This window comes from Actinobacillus seminis, assembly GCF_002263215.1.
Taxonomy (GTDB): Bacteria; Pseudomonadota; Gammaproteobacteria; order Enterobacterales; family Pasteurellaceae; genus Actinobacillus_B; species Actinobacillus_B seminis.
In genome coordinates, this window is sequence record NZ_NLFK01000005.1 from 1 (window position 1) to 26,875 (window position 26,875).

General features: G+C 37.2%; 17 protein-coding genes and 1 pseudogene. 4 read left to right on the forward strand and 14 right to left on the reverse strand.

The window, feature by feature from the left end:
- Positions 1-659 precede the first annotated feature (659 nt).
- Both putA and putP read left to right on the forward strand, forming a co-directional pair.
- Positions 660-4,116: pseudogene (putA, locus tag CFY87_RS05740) on the forward strand (bifunctional proline dehydrogenase/L-glutamate gamma-semialdehyde dehydrogenase PutA).
- A gap of 15 nt (positions 4,117-4,131) precedes the next feature.
- Positions 4,132-5,640, forward strand: a complete 1,509-nt coding sequence (gene putP, locus CFY87_RS05745) for a sodium/proline symporter PutP (protein ID WP_094946294.1) — start codon at positions 4,132-4,134, stop codon at positions 5,638-5,640.
- A 58-nt stretch (positions 5,641-5,698) separates the two neighbouring features.
- Here the strand turns inward: putP and CFY87_RS05750 are convergent, their stop codons facing one another.
- From CFY87_RS05750 to sbcB (CFY87_RS05760), 4 genes are all read right to left on the reverse strand, one after another.
- Positions 5,699-6,472, reverse strand: a complete 774-nt coding sequence (locus CFY87_RS05750) for an HNH endonuclease (RefSeq protein WP_201793242.1) — start codon at positions 6,470-6,472, stop codon at positions 5,699-5,701.
- Positions 6,457-6,810: a DUF262 domain-containing protein gene (locus tag CFY87_RS11935; RefSeq protein WP_236757366.1), complete on the reverse strand. Its 354-nt coding sequence runs from the start codon at positions 6,808-6,810 to the stop codon at positions 6,457-6,459. The genes CFY87_RS05750 and CFY87_RS11935 overlap by 16 nt, the downstream gene beginning before the upstream one ends.
- A gap of 18 nt (positions 6,811-6,828) precedes the next feature.
- The gene (locus CFY87_RS05755) at positions 6,829-7,800 is read right to left on the reverse strand and encodes an adenine-specific methyltransferase EcoRI family protein (protein ID WP_094946295.1); all 972 of its coding nucleotides are present in this window, start codon (positions 7,798-7,800) and stop codon (positions 6,829-6,831) included.
- A gap of 249 nt (positions 7,801-8,049) precedes the next feature.
- The gene (sbcB, locus tag CFY87_RS05760; RefSeq protein WP_094946296.1) at positions 8,050-9,150 is read right to left on the reverse strand and encodes an exodeoxyribonuclease I; all 1,101 of its coding nucleotides are present in this window, start codon (positions 9,148-9,150) and stop codon (positions 8,050-8,052) included.
- Between the two features lie 142 nt (positions 9,151-9,292).
- On the opposite strand from sbcB (CFY87_RS05760), the gene CFY87_RS05765 reads away from it, so the two are divergent.
- Both CFY87_RS05765 and CFY87_RS05770 read left to right on the forward strand, forming a co-directional pair.
- Complete coding sequence (locus tag CFY87_RS05765) at positions 9,293-9,526, forward strand: hypothetical protein (protein WP_059245944.1); 234 nt, start codon at positions 9,293-9,295, stop codon at positions 9,524-9,526.
- 94 nt (positions 9,527-9,620) lie between these two features.
- Positions 9,621-9,995, forward strand: coding sequence for a hypothetical protein (locus tag CFY87_RS05770; protein ID WP_094946297.1), 375 nt, complete (start codon positions 9,621-9,623; stop codon positions 9,993-9,995).
- Positions 9,996-10,698: 703 nt separating this feature from the next.
- On the opposite strand, the gene CFY87_RS05780 is transcribed toward CFY87_RS05770, so the two are convergent.
- The 10 genes from CFY87_RS05780 to mukB form a co-directional block, all read right to left on the reverse strand.
- Positions 10,699-11,028, reverse strand: a complete 330-nt coding sequence (locus CFY87_RS05780; RefSeq protein WP_094946298.1) for a hypothetical protein — start codon at positions 11,026-11,028, stop codon at positions 10,699-10,701.
- A 158-nt stretch (positions 11,029-11,186) separates the two neighbouring features.
- Positions 11,187-11,606, reverse strand: a complete 420-nt coding sequence (locus tag CFY87_RS05785) for a hypothetical protein (RefSeq protein WP_094946299.1) — start codon at positions 11,604-11,606, stop codon at positions 11,187-11,189.
- 110 nt (positions 11,607-11,716) lie between these two features.
- Complete coding sequence (sbcB, locus tag CFY87_RS05790; RefSeq protein ID WP_012340505.1) at positions 11,717-13,147, reverse strand: exodeoxyribonuclease I; 1,431 nt, start codon at positions 13,145-13,147, stop codon at positions 11,717-11,719.
- A 43-nt stretch (positions 13,148-13,190) separates the two neighbouring features.
- A complete protein-coding gene (locus CFY87_RS05795; protein WP_094946300.1) occupies positions 13,191-16,247 on the reverse strand; it encodes a type I restriction endonuclease subunit R in 3,057 nt (1,018 codons plus the stop codon).
- Between the two features lie 154 nt (positions 16,248-16,401).
- Positions 16,402-16,932 (reverse strand): transposase, encoded by a 531-nt coding sequence (locus CFY87_RS05800; protein ID WP_094946301.1) that lies wholly within the window; start codon positions 16,930-16,932, stop codon positions 16,402-16,404.
- A 132-nt stretch (positions 16,933-17,064) separates the two neighbouring features.
- Entirely contained in the window at positions 17,065-18,348 is a 1,284-nt protein-coding gene (locus CFY87_RS05805) for a restriction endonuclease subunit S (protein WP_094946302.1), read from the reverse strand.
- A 171-nt stretch (positions 18,349-18,519) separates the two neighbouring features.
- Positions 18,520-19,602, reverse strand: a complete 1,083-nt coding sequence (locus tag CFY87_RS05810; protein ID WP_094946303.1) for a Fic family protein — start codon at positions 19,600-19,602, stop codon at positions 18,520-18,522.
- A gap of 252 nt (positions 19,603-19,854) precedes the next feature.
- The gene (locus tag CFY87_RS05815; protein WP_094946304.1) at positions 19,855-21,405 is read right to left on the reverse strand and encodes a type I restriction-modification system subunit M; all 1,551 of its coding nucleotides are present in this window, start codon (positions 21,403-21,405) and stop codon (positions 19,855-19,857) included.
- 10 nt (positions 21,406-21,415) lie between these two features.
- Positions 21,416-22,270: an EamA family transporter gene (locus tag CFY87_RS05820; RefSeq protein ID WP_094946305.1), complete on the reverse strand. Its 855-nt coding sequence runs from the start codon at positions 22,268-22,270 to the stop codon at positions 21,416-21,418.
- A gap of 155 nt (positions 22,271-22,425) precedes the next feature.
- Positions 22,426-26,868 (reverse strand): chromosome partition protein MukB, encoded by a 4,443-nt coding sequence (gene mukB / locus CFY87_RS05825; RefSeq protein WP_419670252.1) that lies wholly within the window; start codon positions 26,866-26,868, stop codon positions 22,426-22,428.
- Positions 26,869-26,875: the final 7 nt, after the last annotated feature.

Consider the following 26,875-nt stretch of genomic DNA (forward strand, 5'->3'; position numbering starts at 1 on the left):
AAGGTTAGTAAAAACTACGGATTAAACAAATCACAGACTTATGCACAGGTCACAAATACTACCATGGATGGATAAAATCCGGCATATCAAGACCTTGTCACAGTAAAAATACACAAGATATTCACGTAAATTTAGAAATGTAAATATAACTTAAGGAAATTTTTGCTTAACGAAATCAATTAAAGTGCGGTTATTTTTTTATCAGAAATATTGGCTCTATTTTGAAAAAATAAGATTGAGAATAAATGTTGATAACGCTACGTGAATTCTGATGAAAAATCAGGATAAAAAGTACAGAAATGTACAGATAATTAAAATGCTGTTAGCTTTGTTATTTCTGAAAAAATGTATTTCATGATAGTCGATAAGCAAAGTCAGGAAATTTAGCTTTTTTACATTTTATTAACTCATATAAAATACATCAAATTCTCATGTGACAAGGTCACCTTTAAATTTAAAATCTTTGTTACTATTTTTATCTTTTTGTTTTTACTGTTATTTTTCAATTGCTTTTGGTGTATTTTTAGCCTTTACACCTTGCTTTATGGTAAAAAATTATTTGTGATCCCTTTCACAAAAGCGAAATAAATCCATTTACTTGTTGTGAGTTTATGATATTAATTAACGGTTCATTAACAAAAAATTTCATTGGAGGTCTTATGACTTTTCAACTCGCAAATCCCCTCTCTGATTTACGTCGGGAAATTACTCAATACTATCGAATTGATGAAAAAATTGCGGTCGATAATTTGCAAAAAACACTTATTTTCACGCCTGAGCAAGAAAAGACGATTACGCAAAATGCGGTTGAATTAATTCAAAAAGTGCGCAAGATTAAGCAAAAACAATATGGTGTTGATGCCTTGATGCAAGAATTTTCCCTTGGTGATGAAGAAGGTATTGCGTTAATGTGTTTAGCGGAAGCATTATTGCGTATTCCTGATGATCAAACACGTGATGAGTTAATTTCTGATAAATTGAAAGAGGGTGATTGGAAATCCCACATTGGTAAGTCGAATTCTTTCTTTATTAATGCTGCCAGTTATGGGCTGCTGCTGGGAAAAAATATTAGTAACTTAGATGATCAACAGCTCTCCAATGCCCTCACCAAAACCCTCACTCGTCTCACTACCCCTTTAATGCGCTTGGCAATGTTACGTGCCATGAAAATTTTGGGACAACAATTTGTCACCGGTATCACAATAAATGATGCCCTTGAGCGTATTCGTAAAAAGTAAAAAAGGCTATAGTTTTTCTTTTGATATGTTGGGCGAAGCGGCTATGACTATGAAGGACGCCGATCGCTATTTCCAAGATTATATTAATGCTATCAAAGCAGTTGGCGAAGAGGCGCAAGGAAAAGATATTTTTCGCGCCAATAGTGTTTCTATCAAACTTTCAGCGCTTCATCCCAAATATTATCGTGCCAAATATGAGCGCGTAATGAATGAACTTTATCCTCGCATTAAACAACTTTTTGTATTAGCAAACCAATATAATATTAGTGTTAACATTGATGCGGAAGAAGCCGGCCGCCTCGAACTATCCCTTGATTTAGTTGAAAAATTATTGGATGAACCGGAATTACAAGGTTATCGCGGAATTGGTTTTGTGATCCAAGCTTATTCTAAACGTTGCCCGAAAGTGATTGACTATTTGATTACCTTAGCGAGAGAAAAGCAGGCGTATTTGATGATCAGATTGGTAAAAGGTGCTTATTGGGACAGCGAAATTAAATGGGCGCAAACTGATGGATTAAATGCCTTCCCTCTTTATACTCGAAAAAATCACACTGATATTTCCTATCTTGCCTGTGCGAAAAAATTGCTTGTGGCGCAAGATGTGATTTATCCGCAATTTGCCACCCATAATGTACAAACACTTTGTACGATCAATGAGTTAGGCAAAGGCAAAAAATTTGAGTTCCAATGCTTACATGGCATGGGCGAAACCTTGTATGACAATATTGCCGGCAAAGAAAATTTTGATCGCCCGGTGCGGATTTATGCACCGGTCGGTACTCATGAAACTTTACTGGCTTATTTGGTTCGTCGCCTATTGGAAAATGGTGCCAACTCCTCTTTTGTGCATCAATTAGTGGATGAAAATATTCCTGCCGAGCATTTGGTGGTGCCGCCTTGGAAGATTTATGCCTCATCTCAAGGGTTGCCAAATTTAGCAGTACAAACAGCGGATAAACTGTTTTCTGATCGCAAAAATTCCTATGGCTTTGATTTAACGAATGAAATTGAATTAGCAAAATTGGAGCAAGAATTAAACGCAAGTCAAATTGAAAATGCATATTCTTTGCTGAATATCACAGCGCAAGAAGATGCAAGCTTTCATGCTCCCGCACGGAATGTTTTCAATCCTGCTACGCAGCAACCGCTGGCGAAAATTCAATTTTTAAAGACAGAACAGGCAAAAAGCGTTTTCAATGCTGCAACTACTGATGAATGGAAAGCCAAAAGCGCGGTGGAAAAAGCGACGATTTTACGCAAAACCGCAGATCTTTATGAACAAAATTATGCTTTATTAATGAAATTAGCGGTTTTAGAAGCGGGCAAAACCTTACCGAATGCTATTGGCGAAGTGCGCGAAGCTGTAGATTTTCTACGTTATTATGCGGCGCAATTGGAAAAATTGGCAAGTTTAGATCAATTAGCCGAACCACGAGGCAAAGCGCTCTGTATTTCCCCATGGAATTTCCCATTAGCGATTTTCACTGGGCAAATTTCCGCCAATTTAGCGGCGGGAAATGTGGTAATTGCTAAACCGGCAGAACAAACTTTATTAATTGCCTTTGCCGCAGTGCAATTATTTTACCAAGCCGGACTTCCCCGCTCCGCGTTGCAATTAGTGTTAGGTGATGGTGAGTTAGGCGCAGAATTGGTTAAACAACCATTTAATGCGGTCGTCTTTACCGGTTCAACGGAAGTAGCAAAATTTATTAATACGCAATTGGCGCGACGTGATGATGAACCTTTATTGATCGCAGAAACCGGTGGGCAAAATGTTTTGGTTGTGGACTCCTCTGCCTTGCCGGAACAAGTGGTGGCAGATGTATTAACTTCCGCCTTTGATTCAGCCGGTCAACGTTGTTCCGCGTTGCGTATCTTGTTGTTACAAGAAGATATCGCAGAAAAAATTTACCCAATGCTAACGCAAGCTATGCAAGAATTGTCAATCGGTAATCCGCAATTTTTAGCTACGGATATTGGACCGGTGATCGATTTGGAGGCAAAACAGCGTTTGGAGCAACACAAAGCGAAAATGCGCCAAATTGCACAACGTTACGTCGAATTAGATACGCCGACAGATGGTCACTTTGTCGCCCCAGCGATTTATCAGCTCGCCGATTTATCACAACTTAACCAAGAGGTTTTTGGACCAATTTTACATATTGTCACCTACCAAAAATCTGAATTATCGACGCGTATTGATGAGGTCAACAATAAAGGATATGCTTTAACTGGCGGTTGCCATAGTCGCATTCTAAAGCAAGTTGACTTGGTGGAAAATCAATTAAAATGTGGGAATTTTTATGTAAACCGCAATATTATCGGTGCGGTTGTCGGCGTTCAACCTTTTGGTGGGCATGGATTATCCGGAACCGGTCCGAAAGCCGGTGGCGAATTTTATTTACAACGCTTAACCCAAGCGAAACGCTACTACAGCGAGTTTGGACAAGCATCACATTTAGTCCATCAACGTCCGATTGTACCGAGTATCACCGGTGAAGAAAACTCCTTAGCCTATTTGCCTTGCGAAGTGGCTATTTTAAACGGGAATTTGGAACAAGCACGAAATGCAGCAGATAAATTACTATCCCAAGGCTTTCGTATTTTGGTGGAACCAAATCATCCGCTTGCAAATATAGCTGACAAAGGTATTCGCGTATCAACGGAATTAGGTACCTGCCAAAAAGGAATTTATCTTGCGCCATTAAGTCAAGCGCAACGGATTTGGCTGGCTGAACATAGCAAGGCGATTTTTAAATGTGTTGATTGGCAGCAAGAGCAAGACACCTTATTGTTATTTGACGAATTTTCACGTAGCGAAAATACCACTGCCGCCGGTGGAAACGCCTCTTTAATGGCGATGGAAGAACAATAATTTAGGAGCGTAATTATGCAAAATTATCAAATTTATATCACCTTTGGTCTCTATTTAGTGATTATTTTAGGCATTGGCGTGTATGCTTATCGTTCAACGAAAAACTTTGACGACTATATTTTGGGTGGACGTCGTATGGGCGGCTTTGTAACCGCCATGTCCGCCGGTGCATCCGATATGTCCGGTTGGTTATTGATGGGGCTGCCCGGTGCCATTTTTACCTTTGGTTTATCCGAAGCTTGGATTGCTATCGGCTTAACGATCGGAGCGTATTTAAATTACCGAGTAGTCGCGGCGCGCTTACGGATTTTTACCGAAAGCTACAACAACGCTTTAACGTTACCGGAATTTTTTGCACAACGTTTCCCTCGCCGAAAAAAAGCATTAAAAATTATTTCATCTTCTATTATCTTGTTTTTCTTTACTATTTATTGTGCCTCCGGTGTGGTTGCCGGTGCGAAGTTGTTTCAAAGTTTGCTTGGTTTGGAATATTCCGGCGCACTTTGGCTCGGCGCATTAGCGACCATCATTTACACCTTTATCGGCGGTTATTTGGCTGTTTCTTGGAGCGACACAATTCAAGCAACCTTGATGATTTTTGCTCTATTATTAGCCCCGGTTATGGTGTTAATTCATCTTAGTTGGGATGAGATTGGAGTAGCGTTGGAAGCCAAATCACAACTCACCCAAATCCCATATTCCGATTGGTTGTATAATGTTTCCGGTATCGGCGTCATTTCCGCTTTAGCTTGGGGATTGGGCTACTTTGGTCAACCGCATATCCTTGCCCGTTTTATGGCGGCAAGCTCAGTACAGGCTTTGGATAAAGCGAGAACCATCGGGATTACTTGGATGTTTTTATGCTTAGGCGGTGCGGTGGCGGTTGGCTATTTCGGTTTAGCCTATTTTACGGTCAATAATATTGCCTTGGATAATAGTGAAGCGATTTTTATCGAATTATCCAAATTAATGTTTAACCCATGGATTGTCGGCATTGTATTATCGGCAATTTTAGCGGCGGTAATGAGTACGTTATCGGCGCAATTATTAATGTGTTCCGCGGCAATCACCGAAGATTTCTACAAAGGCTTTATCCGCAAAGATGCCTCTACGCAAGAATTGGTGTGGATTGGACGGATTATGGTATTAATCATCTCAGTCGTGGCAATTCTTATTGCTCAAGATCCGAACTCTAAAGTGATGGGATTAGTATCTTATGCTTGGGCAGGCTTTGGCGCCGCATTCGGTCCGGTGGTGATTCTGTCCTTATTTAACCGTAACATCAGCTCAAAAGCCGCGTTATGGGGAATGTTATCCGGCTCAGTCACCGTTGTCGCTTGGTCTCCATTAATGAAGTATCTTGGTTGGGCAGATTTAGCAAAACTTTACGAGATTATCCCCGGCTTCCTTATCTGTTCCTTTATTACACTCACCTCCTCTATCTTTGCGCCGGTACATCCGCAAGTCGCAGAACAATTTGATGCCGCATTAGCGGATTTTGAGCAGAAAAAAGCATCGAGTTAATTTATCTCAAACTAATAAAGGGGAAATTTAGTTTCCCCTTTTATCTATAACCGCTATTCTATTGATCACTTTTCTTACGATTACAGCCTTTACACAACATTTGCCCATTGCTCAAATCTGTCTTACCGCCTTGCGACCAAGGGGTAATGTGATCAGCTTCCATTTGAGTAATTTCAAACATCTGTTTGCAATACGGACAAACGCCTTTTTGTCGTTCAAACAAAATCCGCTTATCTTTATCGCTAAAAGTGCGTAAATTCAAGTAACGTTCATCTCGTGTTAGCACATAAGCATAAACTCCAGCTTTTTTACTGACTTCATCATCTTCCATTAAGGTTTTGATTTCATTTTCAAGTGCGGTTGGATTTAAATCAGTATCTTTAAATTGATTATAAAACACTCCCCATTCCAAGCCTTTCATCTCTTTGCGATAAGTTGGAAATGTATTTTTTACCCAGTTAATCACTGACTGAAAATAATTCCATAATTTCGTGGAGTGCTCATCGTGTTGATGCAATGCCATATAGCTTTCAATGCTTTTATGTGGCTTATTTTCAGTGTCATTTTCGGTGCAGTAAATCCATTCTAATGCTGTTTGCAATAACTCTTGGCGAATAGGCGAACCTTTGACATATTTATCGCCTAGGTTGGATGCTACACAACCTGATTTTGAAAAATAGCGTTTAGCATCGGTTAGCCAACTGCCCGCATAAACCGCATTACGTAACTCTTGGTCGGTCAGTTTTTCGCCTGCAATATTGATCGTCTTAAACCATTCCAGCTTTTCGCTATCCGTTCCCTCGCATTGATAAACAGTTAATTCATAATCCAAAAATACGTCTTGTTTGTCTTTGGGGAGATTATGAAAATATTGATATTCAACCGAAAATCGCCTTTGACAAATTGGCAAATAGAAATCGTCCGTTGCTGTCCGTCTAATACTTCAAATGTGCCATCTTCACGTTTTACCCAGTACATCACATTAAGCGGAAAACCTTTACGAACCGTATCAATCACGGCATTACGTTGTGCTTCTTTATAGACAAATTCACGCTGATATTTGGGGCGAATATCTAGTTTGCCGTGATAACCTGTTACGCCGTTTTCGGCAGTGTCGGTATAATCAGCGACCAAATCACGTATTTTGATTTTAGCTAATTCGATTTTCATACTCATTTTATCCTTTTGTCATTTACGCTTAATTAAAATACGGGCATATAATTGCTTTCCGCCTATCAATCCACGATGCCTATTTTTCATATCCAATCGTAAATGATCAGTTTCTTGGCTTGTATCTCCACTATGCGTTTGACCAATAATTTCAAATTGATTAGGATTATATTTATCCAAAAAAGTAATCGGGACTCCCATTGCACCATCGTAATCCATCGGAATATCTTTTACTTTATTGACTTCAATCGCATCATAATTATCATATTTAGGATATTCTTCGGGCGAATAAGTTTTATAAAGCAATAATTCTTCGTGCCGTTTGGCGTGCTCTAAATTGGTGAACCAACAAATATTTCCCAAACTACGCCATTTTTGTCCGGTTTCATCTTGCCAATAGCGCGTTGCTTTTTCTTCGTAAGAATCCGGTACTTTAAATGCCATATCGCCACTTTTATTGCCTAGCCAAATTTTATTTTCTTTAATTAGCTTAAAGGTTTCTTTATAAGTAATTGCATTTTGATTACCTACAATCACAAATTTTTTCTTATATTCCATTAACTGTGCGACATATTCACGGAATAGGGAGAAAGGTGGGTTTGTAATCACAATATCCGCTTGTTTGAGAATTTCTACACATTCAGGGCTACGAAAATCACCGTTTTGCGTTAAATGAATACGCTTAATGTCGGCAAAATCAATTTTGCCATCTGCATTTAAATCTAATTCACGGTCAATTTCTAATTTGTAAGTGGGGTGCTCTGCGTCAAAATGCGTGGCAATGAGTTTTTTAATGCCAAGATGTTCAAAATTGAGTGCAAAATAACGGAAAAAATTACTCTCTTCCGGATCGTCACAGTTGCAGAAAATAATTTTGTCTTTGAAATGTTGAGTGTAATGGCGTAATTCGTTTTCAATATCGACAAGTTGAGTGTAAAACTCGTCATTTTTCTCACGGTTAGCGCGGTGAAGATTTTTGTTACCTGCCATTATGCCACCGCCTTTTTATTTTCAAAAAGGCTTGACAGGCAAGCGATTGATTTTAAACTACGTTTTGTTTTGTTTTGTTTTGTTTTGTTTTGTTTTGTTTTGTTTTGTTTTGTTTTGTTTTGTTTTGTTTTGTTTTGTTTTGCATTTTAACCTCACTATATAAATGTCAAGTAAATTTTGATAAAAACACAAATAATCCGATATCTGGTAAATATTTTATTTACTTCTTTTTTGTGACGATGTCACTCATCATCCCAATAATTTCACGCCATATTCATACACTTGCTGCAACAACGCTAATTTTTCCGGGTTATCTTGCTGTTCTTGAGCCAGTTTTTGCAAATCTTGCTCAAATTGTACCGCACTTTTTTCCAGCTTTCGCCGGCGGTATCTTTGCCATTGCAGCTGTTCTGTACGCGTCAAGGTTTTATAAAAATGTCTGGCACGATAATGAAATAACAAGGGTGCTATGCGCTTGTCTTGGAAAGTTAATTGATGATCTGATAATCTTTCCGGCGGTAAATCGCGCAAAATCGCCATATTATTTTTATCGTTATAACCAAAAAAGCCGCTGTATAATTCCGTTTCTACATTTTCACCGGGTTCAAATGACCGATCATCATTAAAAATTTCAATTACTTTATCCCGAATATTAATTTGGCGCAGTTTAGCCAAATTTTGCAAACAAAAGTCGCGATCAATGCCCAAACGTTGCGCGTTTTCAGGTAATAAGGTTTTCGCCGGCGCTAAAATCGGACATTTATTAATATGCACCAATTTTAACGGAACCGGCAGCACACCTTGCGCTTCAAGCGTGACTTTGGGCGTATATAAAATCTCGCGTAATTCCACCGCACTTTTCGTTAATAAGTCGCTGATATCGCGTGCTAAATCGCATACAATAACCGCATTTTGATTGCTCGGATGCCATGCCAAAGGAACTACCCAACTGGTATTACCGCGATAATTGCCCAACATACCGGAAACGTGAACCAGCGGTGTTAATTTTGCAGTGTCAATCAGTTCTGCTAGAGATTTTTTATCTCGGTGCGTAAAAAAATAGTGAAATAATTTACTATCTATACTGTCAAAACCAAAAAGATTTTCTAACCTATTCCAACGACTTGGATTACCAGACATACGAATAACAGAGCCAGATATTTTTATGCTAACTTGATCACAATAACTACCTTTATGATGATATGTACCAGTTCTCACACTTGTTTGTATTTCACCGGTATCTAAATGAATTCCTATCATTCCAAAATCAAAAATAGAACAAAGGATTGAATTTGGAATATCAACTCCGAAATCCTGTTCTATCTCTAACCAGTCAATAAAGTAATTCATAAATTGCTCACAGTTTCACAAGTGATAATAAAATAAATCAAAAAGCATTTGTGAGCAAGTGAAAATATTCACAAAACAAAAAATAATTTTGTGAGCTATTATATAGTTTCACAAGAAACCATTAACAAACAAAGAGAATGAGATGAATAAACGAAAAAATCTAGGTGTGCCTCCTGATACTCATATGAAAATTGAGAGAGTGGCTGTAGAAATTACTGCTAAAACGGGAAAAGTCACTAAATGGACTGATGTGGTGAATTTTATGATTGATAACTATCTTAACGAAGCTAAATTAGATATGATCGGCAGGATTGACCCTCAATCGAAAGAAGCATTTATCGCAAATGCAGCATTCAGAGAGAATAAAAAACTCTAAAACTACCGCAGAATATTGTGGTAAAGTTCGGGTGTAACAGAACTTCCGAACTTTTTTGAACAAAAAACAACCATTGAAATATAAGGAAATTCATATGGATATTCTACAAGATACCAACAATATACTAAGCTTTATACTACAATCAATTTCTAGCAAATTTCTATTTTGGATATTACTCATAGGTTCAGTCTATGTCCTGTTAAAATCATATGATAAAAATTGGACAAGATTATCCTGGCTGACTGCTACCATTAGCTTTTATATAGGAGTGATAGTTCCTATTTTAAATTGGAAATCTGGAGCTTATAAATGTATTGTACAAGGAGAAAAGACAAACCGTGGCGGATTGGATTTTTGTCGTGAAGGAATGTATGCATGGTATGGAGAAAACCTATGGCAATGGATTTTTGGAATAGCGATATTTCTTATTTTTATAGGATATTTTTATATAGATAGAGATAAATATTAGCTATCTGAAAAATTTCTTCCCTGATTAATATCTATATTGTTTTATAAATTCTTCTAAATCAACAGGAACTGATGAATTTGTCAGTTCCGTTAAAAACTCCCCCAAATGTTCCATTTTCTCAAATCTTGCTTGAGCCTGTTCTGCATTCCAATCTATCAAAAACAAAACGAATTTCAACCGTATCATAGCTAAATCTTATATTATGCTCAGTTTGTTTGAGAAGTTTCACTGCCTCATAAAAATGTCTTGGTGTGATATGCTGAATGGTAATATTTGACATAAATTCAATAACTTAAAATTTCGCATAATGGCGGATTATGTGTAAATTCTTGCGCGGTGCCAATGGCGATTATACCGCGCTGCGAATTGTAACATAATCCGAAAAAACATTATGCGAAATTAGTTATTGGGTGAGCGGAAACTACGGATTAAACAAATCACAGAGTTATGCACAGGTCACTTTTACTAGTTAAACAAGGGAGAATAATGATTTTACGAACCTGTCACGGACTGATTTAGGCAGTTGCATACCTATACAACTCAAATGTAAAGAAAATTTAAAGAAAAATGTGCTTTACAACTGTAATGATAACAGTATCTCAAGCTACAAGAATTGAACGTGTTATACAAGGCTATAAAATAATAGCCCCGTCCTCACAAGGTTGCGAGCGGGGCTATTATTTCATAGCACTTTTCTAAATTTTTAATGAATCCCTTGCTTATTTTTAACCATTTCCATTAACTTAGGTAATTCTAATGGAGGGAAATATTCTGCATTAGGATTATCTAGCAATCTTAATGTATTCAGTAATCTGTAAAGTCCGGCATATTCAGCGTATTTGACCAAAAATGTTGTTTCATTTTCTACACTAAGATTTTCAGCTAATTTAATTGCTTCCAATAAAGTAGTATTCATTTCATCTGCTACTGACTCTATCAAGGTTGAAATTTGCTTTGCAAGTCTGACTAACTCCAACAGATATTCTTTTAGAATTGGATCATCTTGCTCTTCAATTTTTTCTAATATTCCCATAACTACCGCCTTTCGCTTCGCTCCAGTTGCTGAAGTCAAAAAATAATCTAAAGCAAGTTTAGATTATTTTTTAACTTTACATTAAATTTTTATTAAAGTTACGTTGTACCATTCATAGTCTCTATTCAGGATTATTTGGAGACCACAAATTTCCATAATTATAAATAGTTTCTCATACTAAAATCATATTTATTGATTTGTTCAAATGTTAGCAATTTTTGACTATACAGCATTTCCGACACCAATTTCCAATCAACACAAGGGCGATAAAAATGGCAGGACCATTTCGGAATGCCTAATGCAATATCATCAATAATAAGATCTCCATAGGCTTTAGGAGAACTGGTAAACTTAGATTGTTCAGGATTGATATTAACAGCGTATAAATCAATCCCATTATTTTTGAACCATGCCAACGCATCATTAAGATAACAATCTTCCGATCTCATTGTGAATAAAATCAAGTTATGACCATTCTTAACCAAATCTCTTAATACTTGTGCAGCACCAATATCTTCGCCTATTTCAGGAAAATTATGCGTTACACAAGTACCATCAAAATCAATTAAAATATTCAACCCTCTTCTCCTCTATAAATTTTAGTAAATAAAATTATAGTTGTTACGTTGTCTCTTTTATTTTATTTACCAAATACCTTTTCATCCTGCATTTCTAGATATTGCTATTATCAATATAACTTACGAAGTAAAGTTGCTCCATATTCATATACTTGTTGTAACAACAATAATTTTTCAGGATTATTTTGATACTCTTCTACTAGACGTTGTAAACTTTCCTCAAATTGAACCGCACTTTTTTCCAGTTTACGTTGGCGATATTTTTGCCATTTTATCTGTTCAGAGCGATCAAGCGTTTTATAGAAATGTCTTGCTCGATAATGAAATAATAAATCCGGGATACGTTTATCTGAAAAAGATAAATTATGCTCGTTTAATTTCTCAGGAGATAATTGACGCAAAATCGTCATATTGTTTTTATCATTATTACTGAAAAACTGATTGTATAACTCAGTTTCTACATTATCACTGTGTATTACTTCTCTTTCATCATGGAAAATTTCAATGACCTTATCTCGAATATCTGGAGATTGACGCAGTTTTTGCAAATTTTGCAAACAGAATTCTCGATCAATTCCCAATTTGGTTGCATTTTCCGGCAATAACGTTTTTGCAGGAGCAAGAATAGGACATTTATTAATATGCACTAATTTAAGCGGTACAGGTAAAATATTATGTTGTTCCAATTCAACTTTTGGTGTATACAAATTTTGACGTAATTCGACCGCACTTTTAGCCAATAAATCATCAATATCCTTTGCTAAATCACAAACAATAACGGCATTCTGATTTATAGGATGCCAAGCTAATGGCACAACCCAGCTAGTATTACCTCGATAATTACCCAACATGCCTGATACATGTACTAAAGGTTTCATATTAGCGATATCAATCAACTTCTCAACTTCCCTCTTTCCTCTATTTTCAAAGAAAAATTGAAAAAGTTTTGGTTGTTTTTGTTTAATCAATTTTGCCATTGCAATCGTGGCATAGACGTCAGCCATTGCATCGTGAGCATTACCATGCTCTATACCATTTACCTGTGTTAATTTTTCCAAACGAAAACTCGGCATTCCATCATCATCGTAAGCCCAATTTATTCCATCCGGACGTAAAGCGTAACAAGCTCGGACTACATCTATTAAATCCCAGCGAGAATTGCCGTTTTTCCAACTGTATTCATAGGGATCAATAAAGTTACGATAAAAGGTATAACGTGTCATCTCATCGTCATAACGGACATTGTTATACCCCATAATACAAGTGTTGGGGTGACTAAATTCAGCTAAAATTTTCTCTGCGAATTCTGGTTCGGGAATACCTTTCTCATTACAAATTTGCGGTGTAATACCGGTTACCAAAACCGATTCCGGCGACGGTAAATAGTCATCGGTTTGCTTACAATAAAACATTACAGGCTCGCCAATAATATTAAAATCTTGATCTGTACGAATACCGGCGAATTGAGCCGGTCTGTCAGTGGCTGGATTAATCCCAAAACTTTCGTAATCGTAGATAAAAAAACTGAAATCATTTTGCATATACAAAAACCTTAAAAAAACTTACCGCACTTTGTGCAATTTATTAAAACCTTCCCCCAATCCCCTTAAATTTTTCCACAAAGGCGGAAATCTTCTCAAACACCGTCTGTTTTTTCATTTTATATTGTGGGTTAAGCGGACTCATTTTCGGCAAAATATCATTTAAATCTGTACCGTTCTCACTCGCATATTCTCGTTTAAGAGAGGTCATTATATACCGTTTTGCTGCATCTATATTTAAATTTTCGCTCTCAATTAAGTTCTCCGCCTCTCTTTTTTGCTCTTGCTGAGCAAATAGGAAAAACTCTTCAATAATAGTTGCTTTATCCGGAATTTTATCTAAATCAGTTTGATGGATAAAATTAACAACCAGCCCTTCTTTTGCTCGGTTATCCAAACTCGAACGAATGGTTCGGCTAATTTCCTCAATGAGTGCCGGTTTATTTTTGCGTTTTTTATTATGTTCAAAAATCAATTCTAAAATATAATCTAAATTGATTTCTTGTGATTTTAATAAATCGATTTCAAAAACCACATCGCTCCAATCAATTTGAGATTTTCCAGCATTACCATTTTGATTTTGTTTTCTCTGCCATTCCCGAATATCATTATATGTTGAACGATAATCTTGTAATTTTCTCTCCGGCAAAATCACATTATTTCCAACAATATATGTGCCATCAGGCTCTTTTACGCTATTTTCATTCTGTTCAGTATTTTTTAACTCGTGAAATTCATCGTAATTATGCAACACATTTTCCAAACGCAGATATTCACCAAATAATTTGGTAAACTCTTTTTTACCTTCCTCAGTTTCGAGTTGAGCAGGATCAGGGAATTTTGTTTGCAGCTCTTTAACTACTTCTTTATAACCTCGATGATAATTTCCCTGAGCATCTTGATAACCGTCCATATATTCTTTAAAGCTGCGTTCTAATACCACATTACGCGTATTTTTATTACCAAATAAGGTAATGGCATCAATGGTATCCTGCTCTAAATCACGGAAAGTCACGATATTACCAAATGCCTTAGTCGCATCATAAATTCGATTTGTACGGGAAAAGGCTTGCATTAAACCGTGATAACGCAAATTTTTATCGACAAATAAAGTGTTTAACGTTGGGGCATCAAAACCTGTTAAAAACATTCCAACCACAATCAATAAATCGATTTCCTGATTTTTAACCCGCATTGCTAAATCACGGTAATAGTTTTGAAATTCTTTACTCTCTACGCCGTAATTTGTTTTAAATAAAAGATTGTAATCATCAATTGCCAAACTCAAAAATTCTTTTGCCGAACTATTCATTGCGGTAGGTTCAAAAGTTTCATCGGCAATTTCACCAATCGCATTTTGCTCTTCATTTGCGGCAAACGAGAAAATGGTTGCAACTTTTAACGGATTTTGAACCGCTTGTTGTTGCAATTTAAACTGCTCGTAATACAGTTTTGCTGCTTCAACCGAACTTACGGCAAACATTGCATTAAACCCTTTTCCTGATGAATTTAAACGGTGTGTTTTTTGCTTGAAATGGGTCAAAATATATTGCGTAATTTCCTTAATACGTTCCGGGTGTAATAACGCCTGTTCATTTTCAAGTGCGGTCAATTTTTCTTGATTTTTTTCACATTCAATTTCTTTGAATTTAGGACGAACATTATTGTAATCCACCTTAAATTTCAGCACTTTTTCATCACGAATAGCATCGGTGATGACATAAGAATGTAGCTGCGAGCCAAAAACTGTCGCTGTGGTTTCCGCACCCAGTGCGTTATCAGCAAAAATTGGCGTACCGGTAAAACCAAACTGACAGAATTTTTTAAATTTCTTTTTCAGATTTTTTTGAGCTTCACCAAATTGAGAACGATGACATTCATCAAAAATAAATACCACAGGCTGTTTATAAATTGCTAAATTATCTTCTGATTTCATTAGGTTATTCAATTTTTGAATAGTAGTCACAATAATTTTATTGTCTTCTTTCTCTATATTACGTTTTAAACCTAATGTACTCTCAGAACCATTTACACTATCAGGTGAAAAACGTTGGTATTCTTTCATTGTTTGATAGTCTAAATCTTTTCTATCTACCACAAAAAAGACTTTATCAATAAAATCCAAATCGGTGGCAAGGCGTGCTGCTTTAAAGCTAGTTAGGGTTTTCCCCGAACCTGTAGTATGCCAAATATAGCCACCACTTTCCGTACCACACCAATTATTTGCCAAATATGAACTACGAATTTTCCATAAAATCCGCTCTGTTGCAGCAATTTGATAAGGACGCATCATTAAAAGTGTATTATTCACATCAAATACCGAATAATGAATCAACACATTAAGCAAAGTATTTTTCTGTAAAAACGTAGCGGTAAAATCTTTTAAATCCTTAATCAAAGTATTATCCGATTTCGCCCAATTCATCGTAAAATCAAAACTGTTTTTGTCCCGCTTAGTCGTATTCGCAAAATAACGGGTATCCGTACCGTTTGAAATCACAAAAATTTGTAAAAACTTAAATAACGAATTTTCAGTATTAAAACTCTCTTTGCTATAACGATGAATTTGGTTAAAAGCTTCACGAATTGCCACCCCACGCTTTTTCAATTCAATTTGTACCAACGGCAAGCCATTTACCAAAATAGTTACATCATAGCGATTAAGATGAGAACCTCTTTGCTCAAATTGATTGATTACCTGTACTTTATTACGGGCAATTTCTTTTTTATCTAACAAATAGATATTTTGAATACGCCCATTATCAAACACAAAGTCATAGATATGATCCTGATGAATTTTTCGGGTTTTCTCAATAATGTTCTCGGAGGCTTTATCGAGATATTCATCAAGAAAGCGTTTCCATTCCGAATCTAAAAAACGCACATTATTCAAACGTTCCAACTGCTCACGCACATTGTCTAATAAAGCCTGTTGCGAGTTTAAATCAGGACGATATTCATATCCCTGAAATTGTAAATCAGCAATCAGCTCTTTCTCTAAATCAGATTCAGATTGGAAAGAACTTGGTTGGGTGATTTTTTCATATTTATCTAAAACGATGAAATTATTGGTTTCGGTGATGGGGGTGGTTTCTAACATATTATGTCTCTTTGTTACGGTTCGTTTTGGGGCGAATGTGATTCGCCCCTACGGAATTACATATCTAAATCGATACACATAAAATACCATTGTAGGGGCGAATTACATTCGCCCCAATTTCATATCCAATGGTATGGTTAGTTTATATTCTATTTCACGAATTATAAAATCTATCTTGTTCCCACAATATCGGATTATTCTCAATATATTCTATGATTTGATTATAGGATTTTTCATTCCGAATAATGTGTTCATAATAATTCCGTTGCCATATATCATAATGCTCTGTGTTTTTTCTTGCCCAAGATGTTACACCAGCCTTAAATCCTCGAATCATTGCACCTATGGTTTGAGATGTTCCATTAAATGTTGATTGATTGTGTAGGGGCGAATCACATTCACCCCAATTTTCATTCGATGCAATTTCAATAATGCCGTGAATATGATTTGGCATAATAACAAATGGATGTAAATTAACCTGTGGATAATAATTTTGGATTTTTAGCCAACATTTTCTAACCATTTCACCCAAATTGTTTAAATTCATTTCATCATCAACGATATTACCTAAAAGGCACTGTCTATTTTTACAACAAATTGTAATGAAATATAATCCATTTTGACGATAATCATAATGTTTAAATCGTAATGATTTTCTGTGATGAATGTCAGGATTGAATTTCATTATTTACACCTGTTTTCATTTTATGTTGATTTATTTTTGGGCGAATGTAATTCGCCCCTACGGAAATCACAAATTCAACCAATATACGTAAAACACCATTTAGGGGCGAATTACATTCGCCCCAAATATCAATTATCGGGGAAAATCCAACAACTGCTCCCGATAATACTCATATTGTTTCCGTCTTAACGCAATTTCTTTTGGTAATCCTTCGCTGATTGAATTTGTTAGACTGTCGAATTTGTCTAGGATATTGACGATTTTTTGCTGTTCAGATAATTCAGGGACCGGAATTTCATATTTCAGTAAATTTGCAGAATTAAGCCGAATAACTTTCGTTCCCAGTGCATATTTTTCTTTATATTTTGCAAAATGTTCTGTCTGCAATAAATAGGTAAGATATTTTGTATCTAAATTTTTATTAGGTCTAAATGCAAACATATCCCCAGAAAAAACAATGTCATCGCCCAACCAACCTAATGGTTTCATTACATCTTCAACATTTTCACTTACTCCTGCAATTAATACATCACCTTTTTGTGCTTTTTTCAGTTTTTTAGCCAATTCCGCAGAAACGAAAGATTTTGTTTTATCTGCAAAAGTACCGTAATAAGTATAAATCTGCCCATAATGAATTGCAGGTACGCCAGTCTCTGTAAAATCTTTTTTCTGTAATCCATTCCCTCGAATTAATTCACCCATTTCCCCCAAAGCCTTAAACACCACTGGCGTATTGTGATACAAGGCTTTGGCAATTTCGTTATACCCCCTATCTAAATCTTGTGGGAATGTCAATAGGTTTTCTCGGTAATACTGATATTGTTTTTTACGCAGTGCTAATTCAGCTTCCAGCGTAGCTTCCAGCTCGGTGAATTTGTCAAGTGTTTTTACAATTTTTTCTTGAATTTCGAGTGGGGGGATTGGGATTATTATTTTAGCTAATTCCTTCATTGGAACACTTTTAACCGTACCTCCAGCAGATTTACTTAAAAAATCTTTTCTAATGAAATCTATTTCAAAAAGATATAAAAGGAATTTAGGCAAAATTATATTCTTCTTTGGTTTTATGGCATAAACTCCTTCTTTGATATTCCAATTCCTAGGTTCTTTGTCAATCAGTGCTACATTTCCAATAGTCCCTGTTCCAGAAAATAAAATATCTCCAATTTCTAAATTAGAACGGTTATTACATAATTTCAACGCTTCATCATTTAATTTATCAGTTTTATCAGTAAAAATGATTTTATGATTTTGTAATTCTCTAATTGTTACATAGTAATTAGTTGCATCAGGTGTATTTAATGTAAAAAATTGTCTTGGATTTAAACCTGTTTTTATCGAATGACAAACTTCCCCCAACGGCTTCCATTCCACCGCTGCCCCATTTAATAATTTCTCAATAATTCGATTACTCATTTTGCAAATTTTCCTTGATTTTATACCGCTTGTTTTAGATTGTGGCGAATGTAATTCGCCCCTACGTTTTGTATTTAACCCAATAATGTTTTAACAATGCTTTTGTAGGGGGGATTACATCCGCCCTTTTGTATTAGCCTATGTTTTCGATGGGCTAAAGCCCATCTTACTCTAGTAATTTAAGAAAAGTTCAAACAAAGGTTTGTTAATATAAAAATTATATTTTCCTATTTTAGCTTTCTCTAATAATCCGATTTTTGTAATTTCGTCTAAATATCGTTTAGCCGTTTGCCAACTTACCCCTAATTCTGTTTCTATAAATTCAATTTTAGTGTAAGGGTGTTTAAAAAGTTGGTTAAGCAATTCTTGTTTATAAATTTTTGGCAATTCATCTCGCAAACGATGTTTAAAAGAATGCATCTGTTGTTTGATTTCCTGAATGAGATGTAATGTTGATTTTGCCGTATCTGCGATTGCATCTAACATATATAAAATCCATTCTTCCCATTGCCCTGTATCTCTCACATTTTGTAAATGATGGTAGTATTTTTGTTTATTTTGAATTAAATACCGACTTAAATATAAAACAGGAATATCTAGAAGTCCTTGTTGCACAAGATATAAGATATTCAAAATTCGTCCTGTTCTACCATTTCCATCATAAAAAGGGTGAATACTTTCAAATTGATGGTGGATAATTGCCATTTTTATCAATGGATCGGTATCCGGCATTATCGTTTCATCATTAATAAACTCAATCAGATTATTCATCAACCTTTCCACATCATCTTTATGTTGCGGTGGAGTATAAATAACTTTACCGGTTCGAGAATTTTTTAATTCTGTTCCCGGAATTGATCTAAGACCGGCTTTATTTTCCTCTAAACGATTTTGAATACCGATGAGTGTTTTAAGGCGAATAATCTTATCTTTTTGAATTTCAGAGAAACCATAATGTAACGCAAAACTGTATTGTTGTACTTCTTTAGCTGCCGGATTACTAAAATATTCTGCATTCAAATCAGCTTTAAATAGCTCATCTTGAGTTGTAATGATATTCTCAATTTCAGAGCTATGTTTTGCTTCTTGTAATGATAATGTGTTTAAAAGAATTGCTTGATTCGGTATGGAAAATAAAACCCCTTTTAATTCGGCTAAAGCACGGTTTGCAATCGTTACTTTCTTCAAAATTGCAACAGTATCAAATTGGTTAGGTTCTAATGGTAATTCATCAACAGGACAATCAAATAGCATACACACACTCATTTTCTATTAGTATTGTGACTCTCATCGATAGAAAAATGCCATTTTCTATCAGTATTGTGACTCTCATCGATAGAAAAATGCCATTTTCTATCAGTATTGTCATTCTCATCGATAGAAAAATGCCACTTTCTATCAGTCATAGGATTTTAAACTATGGTTTCCGTAACTCTGTAGGATGGGCTTTAGCCCATCATCATAAAACCGATTGTTTTTGATGGACTAAAGCCCCTTCTATTTTGGTTATGATTTTTCAATCTCCGCTACAATGGCATCAATATCTGCCCGCAAGCGGTCAATTTTAGCAACAGTTTCGCTAATTTCGGTATTAAGCTCGGTGATGTTAATCACTTCTCGGGTATCTTTTTGCTCCACATAAGAACTTACTGCTAAATTGTACTCATTATCCGCAATTTGGCTGTTTTCGACAGATTTTGCGAGATGCTCAACATCAACTTTATCCGCAAAGAGTCTTAAGATTTCCGCAATATGCTCATTAGTCAGTACATTGTTGTTGGTTTCTTTTTTAAAGAGACCACTTGCGTCAATAAATTGGGTTTTAGTATCGGTTTTATGTTTGGAAAGCACCAAAATATTCGTTGCAATACTTGTGCCAAAGAACAGATTTGGCGGTAGTGCAATCACAGTTTCTACAACATTTTGCTCAATGAGATATTGACGAATTTTTTGCTCTGCACCACTGCGATAGAAAATGCCGGGGAAAGTGACAATCGCAGCACGCCCTTTTGCAGAAAGGTAATTTAAGGCGTGCAGAATAAAGGCAAAATCGGCTTTGGATTTTGGGGCAAGAATACCTGCCGGTGCGAAACGTTCATCGTTAATTAAGGTTGGGTCATCTGAGCCAATCCATTTAATCGAATAAGGGGGATTAGAAACAATAGCATCAAAAGGTTTATCATCTTTTAATTTTGGATTGATTAAGGTATCGCCTAGTTCAATATGGAATTTGTCATAATTGATATTATGCAAGAACATATTCATTCGAGCGAGGTTATAGGTGGTATGGTTAATTTCCTGCCCAAAGAAACCTTCTTCAATTAAATGATCATCAAACTGCTTTTTGGCTTGGAGCAATAAAGAACCTGAACCGCACGCAGGATCGTAGATTTTATTGACCGCACTTTGACCGTGTAGAGCAAGTTGTGAAATCAGTTTAGACACATTTTGCGGCGTAAAAAATTCACCGCCGGATTTACCTGCATTGGAAGCATAGTTGGAAATCAAAAACTCATAGGCATCACCAAAAAGATCGATCTGATTATCCGCAAATTCCCCGAAATTTAACGCTTCAACGCCTTTTAATACCGCTGCAAGTCGTTTATTTTTATCTTCAACCGTATTCCCCAAACGGTTACTTTTAGTATCAAAGTCAGCAAACAATCCTTTAATATCATCTTCAGAAGCAAAACCCACCGCAGAACTTTCAATATCGGTAAAAATATTTGCCAGTTCAATATTCAGATTTTTGTTTTGTAAGGCATTTTTAGCGACATTTTTAAATAATTGACTCGGATAAATAAAATAGCCTTTGGTTTTGATGGCATCTTCTTTGATACCAAATGCATCAATGTCTTCATCTGAATATGTAGCGTAATCAATATTTTCATCACCTTGCTCAATATAGGCGGCAAAATTTTCACTGATGAAGCGATAAAACAGTGTGCCTAATACATATTGTTTAAAATCCCAACCATCTACTGCTCCACGAACTTCGTTTGCAATTTGCCAAATTTGGCGATGGAGTTCAGAACGTTGTTGAATGCTGATTGTCATTTAATTTTCCCTAAACCCGTAACAACAAAATAGCGACAAGACCTAATAAGATCCCAATACCATTGAATTTGCTGATTTTTTCTTTAAATATAGTTGTACCGACTAGTGTACCAAGACAGATTACGCCGAGATCCATTGTGGCAAAAACAATGGTTGGATTTTCTTTGAAATGTTGATGTGCGTAGATATAAAACAGGATATTACCGAAATTCAAGCAACCTAAAATAATGCCACCAGTCAGGCTGGATACTGTCCAATTAGTGCGTTTGATTAATAGGTAGATAAACATAATCACGGCGGCTAGAACAAAAGTGATAAACAAGGTTGTAGGAAATGCACCGCCCATTAGTGCAATTTTCTTAAATAAAATCCCTGTTGCTCCCCAAATTAACCAAACGCCGGCAAGAGCAAAAGCGGCTTTGACCGCACTTTTTATCCCTCCGGCAGGTTTGCTTAATAGGAAAAATAAAGCGAAAAATGCGACAATGATACCGACAATTCGCATATCGCTTAAGGTTTCACCGAAAATCACAACTGCAGCGATAATTTGCAAGAACAATGCCAAACGTTGTGCAGCATCTGTGCGAATAATACCGCCATATTCCACTGCTTTCGACATCACTAAAAAACCGACAGGCAATAAAATCCCTAAACTAATAAAGATCGGCTTAGCTTCACTTTGTACAAAAAATTCGGTAAAAGTAAGTCCTTTAAAATTAGGTGCTAATAAAAAATAGCTCAATGACAAGGCAACCACATAACCAAAAGCGATCATTTGTGTGGTTACAATTTGATATTTTTTGGTGAATTTAAATAAAATGGAAACAGAAACACTACAAAAAATAGCAAGAATTAGATAATACATTATTTCTCCTAAACAGTTTGTTTAACTAAACTCATAATATATTCAATATAGAGAGCTTTTGTGTTTTTTCTTTTTGGAAAACCAACATATATTATTTTCCTCAAAAAAGTGCGGTCAAAAATTGCTTATTTTTAACCGCACTTTCTTTTATTTGACTACTCTGTTGCACCAAATCCACGCAATCCGACAACATGAACATGTTCTTGATTGCCTGAAATTTTACGCACCAATTTGTAAGTTGTCCCTTTTTCCGGACTGATATTTTCCGGCGCGGCGATAAGCAATTGCATATCCAAGCGTTCGCATAATTCAAACAAGGTGGAAATAGATTTTGCATCCAAACGCGCCGCCTCATCTAAGAATAATAAACGACATGGAACAATATCTTTACCACGAATTCGGCGACTTTCTTCCTCCCAACTTTGAACGACCATCAATAAAATAGACATCCCGGTCCCGATAGCTTCACCGGTGGACAAGGCGCCGCTTTCCGCGCGCAACCAACCGTCCGCGCCACGATAGACTTCCACTTCAAGATCGAGATAATTACGATAATCCAGCAATTCTTCACCAATGGTTTGCGCGGTACGCTGCCCCATATCGATATGAGGATTAATGCGTTGATACAATTTCGCCATCGCTTCAGAGAAGGTCATACGGTTGTCGCTGAATAAATCTTGATATTCCGCCTGATTGCCGGATAATGCATCCAACAACATGGCATGAGTATCGCGAATATTAACCACCAAACGCACGGATTTAACTTGACCAAAAGCAATATTTTGTAATCCTTGGTTCAACATACGAATTCGGTTTTGTTCGCGCTGAATGGTTTTGCGCATAATATTCGCTACACTTTCCGAGCTGATCGCCAATTTTTTCTCGCGTCCGGTTAACTCGGACGTTAAACGAGAAAGCTCAATTTCCATTTGCTCAATCGCATCAATCGGATCGTCGGTTTTGATAATATCTTGACGAATACGTTCGCGTAGATGTTGATATACCGCAATAAAGAACCGCACTTTGTTTTCCGGTTTACGACTATCTTCAGAAATACGTAAAGCATCACGCAAATATTCGTTATCGGCAACCGCTGTTCTCAACGCCCCCAAGGCTTTATCCGACATTGATCGCAAATCATCCGCGGATAAATATGCCAATTCGCGACGATTGAGGCGTTTTTCCACATCGCTGTTGCGAGATAAACGCAGCACCACACACCAACTCACTTTCGCCGCCACTACTAATTCGCGCTGGGTTTTATAATCCCGCTCCGCTTTACGAATACGACGCGTTAAATTCTCGCTTTCTGTTTCAATTTGCGTTAATTGTTTTTCAATATAAGTACGACGTTGGCGACCGGTAGAAAGTTGTTGATACAATTCATCACGACGAATACGAGCGCGCTCTTCTGCGCCATCATCAGCGCACACGCCAAGCTGACCGATCTCTCCAATCAGTTCGTTTAACATTTTATTTTTTTCATCAAAGGAACTGCGCAATTCAATATAAACTTGGTTATATTGCGCAAAACGCACTTGTTTTTGGCGCACAATTTCGCGTTGCTGTTCCCGTTGTTTTTGCACTTGTTCCAAACGTTGGCGCAACTGTTCATTTAATTCGGAAGTTTCAGATTTCACCGTATCTTCATAACTGAAATGCGCTTTACGTTGCACTACATCCGCCAAAGCAAAAACGCGTTGTTGAATTTGTTTTTGTAAACCGACCGCACTTTCGTAATCCGCTTTTAAACGCTCATAATTTTCAGGATCGCTTTGCAAGGTATTCGCAATCGGCTCCAATTGCGCTAAGGCGTTGCCATATTGACGGATAAAATGCGCAGCTTGTTCTGCCTCATCCAATTGTTCGCGACATTCTTCAATGCGATCCATTAAGGTCTCATCCGCTAAAACATTGACTTGCGGCAACAATTTATTCAACAACTGCATTTTCTCTTTGGCATTATCCAATTGCATCCGGATTTGTTGTTCACCGCTACTAAATTGGTTAAGTTCGCGCTCAATTTCATTACGTTCGCGTTGCACTTCCGCCATTAAGGTTTCCGGATTAGGTAAAAATGCCAAGGCTAAATGCAACCCCACAAATTGGCTGAAATGTTCATGTAAACGCTGACATTTTTGCACATCAAAAGCACGCTGCGCATATTGTTCAGCAATTTCATCCCGTTGTGCTTGTAATTCTTCCAAGCGTTTTTCCCGTGCGGCACGACCGAACAACGGAATTTCTGGGAATTTGGAATAACGCACTTCGCGATTTGACACTTGCACCACGACGCCCAATTCCAACTCTTGTGCATTAAAGACACTGTCGTCGAATTCTGCCGGATCGCCTTCAATTAAATATAAATCTTCCGGACAATCTTCCAATTGGCTCAATTGCTCTTTCACAGCGGTTAAATCGCGCACCACAATCGCATGACGCGCCGGTCCATATAACGCCGAGAAATAAGGCGCATCTTCAATCGGCACATCATCATATAATTCAGATAATAATACGCCGCCAAAACTTTCGGCAAGCGCATTTAAACGCGGATCTTCCGAACCGTCCGGCTGACTTAAACGAGAAATTTGCTCATCTAAATGTTGACGTTTTTGCTCCAATTGATCGCGTTCAATGGTAAATTCACGCTCTTTCACCAATTGTGCCTGCATAAAATTCATCACATCTTGGCTATCAGCAAAATTTGCGCCACTTTGTTCTTGTAGACGTTCCAAGGCTGCTTGTGCGGCTAACCATGCCGGTGCTTTACGTGCATTTTCTTCATAAAGTGCGGTCAATTGTTCGCGTTTTTGGCGTAATGTCGAACGCTGTTCCACTTGCTCGGATAATTCGGCAGACAAATCGTCCGCCAGCGCTTCCTGTTCGGCATAGAAATCTTCTAATTCCTCAACGCTTTCCAAGGCTAAATTTGCACGTTGGTTAACATCTTTTAATAAACGCACCGCACTTTGTTGTTGAGCGTAACGTTGTTCTAATTCATGTAATTTACCGCGCAATGATGCACTTTGCTGCGCTTGCACTTTTTGACGCGGATATTCACGCAATAAAGTTTTCGCGCTTTCCCACGCCGCCGAACGCGGCATCTCGCCCGCAATGCTACATACCAATTGATAAGCTTTATCAAATTGCGTTTTTGCCGCTTCGGAAATGGACATTTTCTGCTCTAATTCCAGCACTTTCGCGGTAATATCTTCTGCCTGCGCTTCAAATTCCGCATAATAATCTTCCACATTTTTTACCGACAACTCGGCTAAACCGCATAAATATTTGGCTTTTTCCAAGGCGCTAATCGCTTGGTTATATTGCAAAGCACGGGTTTGTTGCGCATCAAGCGCTTGTTGATAATCTGCCAATTGGTTACGCAGCTGATCCGCTTCCAGTTCTACTTGATCCAATTGCGCCTGACTGGCTTCTTGCTGTTCATTGGCTTCTTCTACCGCCATTTTTTGTTCTTCTAATTTTTCCCGTAAGGTGGCGACATTTTCATGATAACGGGAAATTTTTTCTTGATGGCGCAAGGCATTTAACACTAAATTTAAATGATCGACCGCACTTTGGTGATCCGCTTCCAGCATTTTTTCATTTTCCGCCAACTCTGCCGCTTCGCGACTTAAATCAATTAAGCGATGTTGCGATAAGTCTTGTTCCGCTTTGGCTTTATACCAATCTTGACGGAAAGAAAGTGCGGTTTGAATATTGCCTAAACGCTCGTTGGCGTTACGCATATAATCGGAGGCGACATAATTAGTGGTTTCCGTGATCAAATGTTTAAATAAATCGCGGTCAGCTTGCGTAACTTTAATGGCTTCAAGGGTCATGCGGTTTTCGCGTAACGCACTTTCCATATCTTGGAACGCTTTGCGTACGCCTAAATTTTCCGGTAATAAATAATCACGCAAGGATTTGGTAATCGCACTGGAAATCCCGCCATATAAAGACGCTTCAATCAATTTATAGAATTTGCTACGGTCGGAAGAAGAACGTAAACGTTTTGGAATAATACCCAAATCAAACATCATCCCGTGGTAATCTGTGATGGAAGGATATTGTTTAAATTGCGCGCCTAGGTTTTCAATTTTATCTTTTAGCTCATTTAAATTTAATACGCGCGCTTGTCGCTCGCCGACGGTTTCCGTAAAAACTGCGGTCGGATTAAGGGATAATTCCAAACCTTGAATCGAAAAAGTTTTAATATCAACTTTTTTATCGCGCCCCGCCACTTGCTGCAAACGAACACCGACAACAATACGCTGATGACGAGAATTAATCGTATCTAAGGCAGCATAACACACACCCGGACGCAATTTACCGTGCAATCCTTTATCACGCGAACCGCCGGTTGAACCCGCTTCCGTAGTATTACGGAAATGCAACAAGGTTAAATCCGGAATCAATGCGGTGACAAATCCTGCCATTGTCGTAGATTTACCCGCACCGTTTCCGCCCGATAAGGTCGTTACTAATTCATCCAAATCAAAAGTACGCGCGAAAAAACCGTTCCAGTTAATCAAGGTTAAAGAACGAAACTTCCCTCTTTCTACACCGACTGATTGTAATGCCGGATTAAATTGTGACATTGTCACA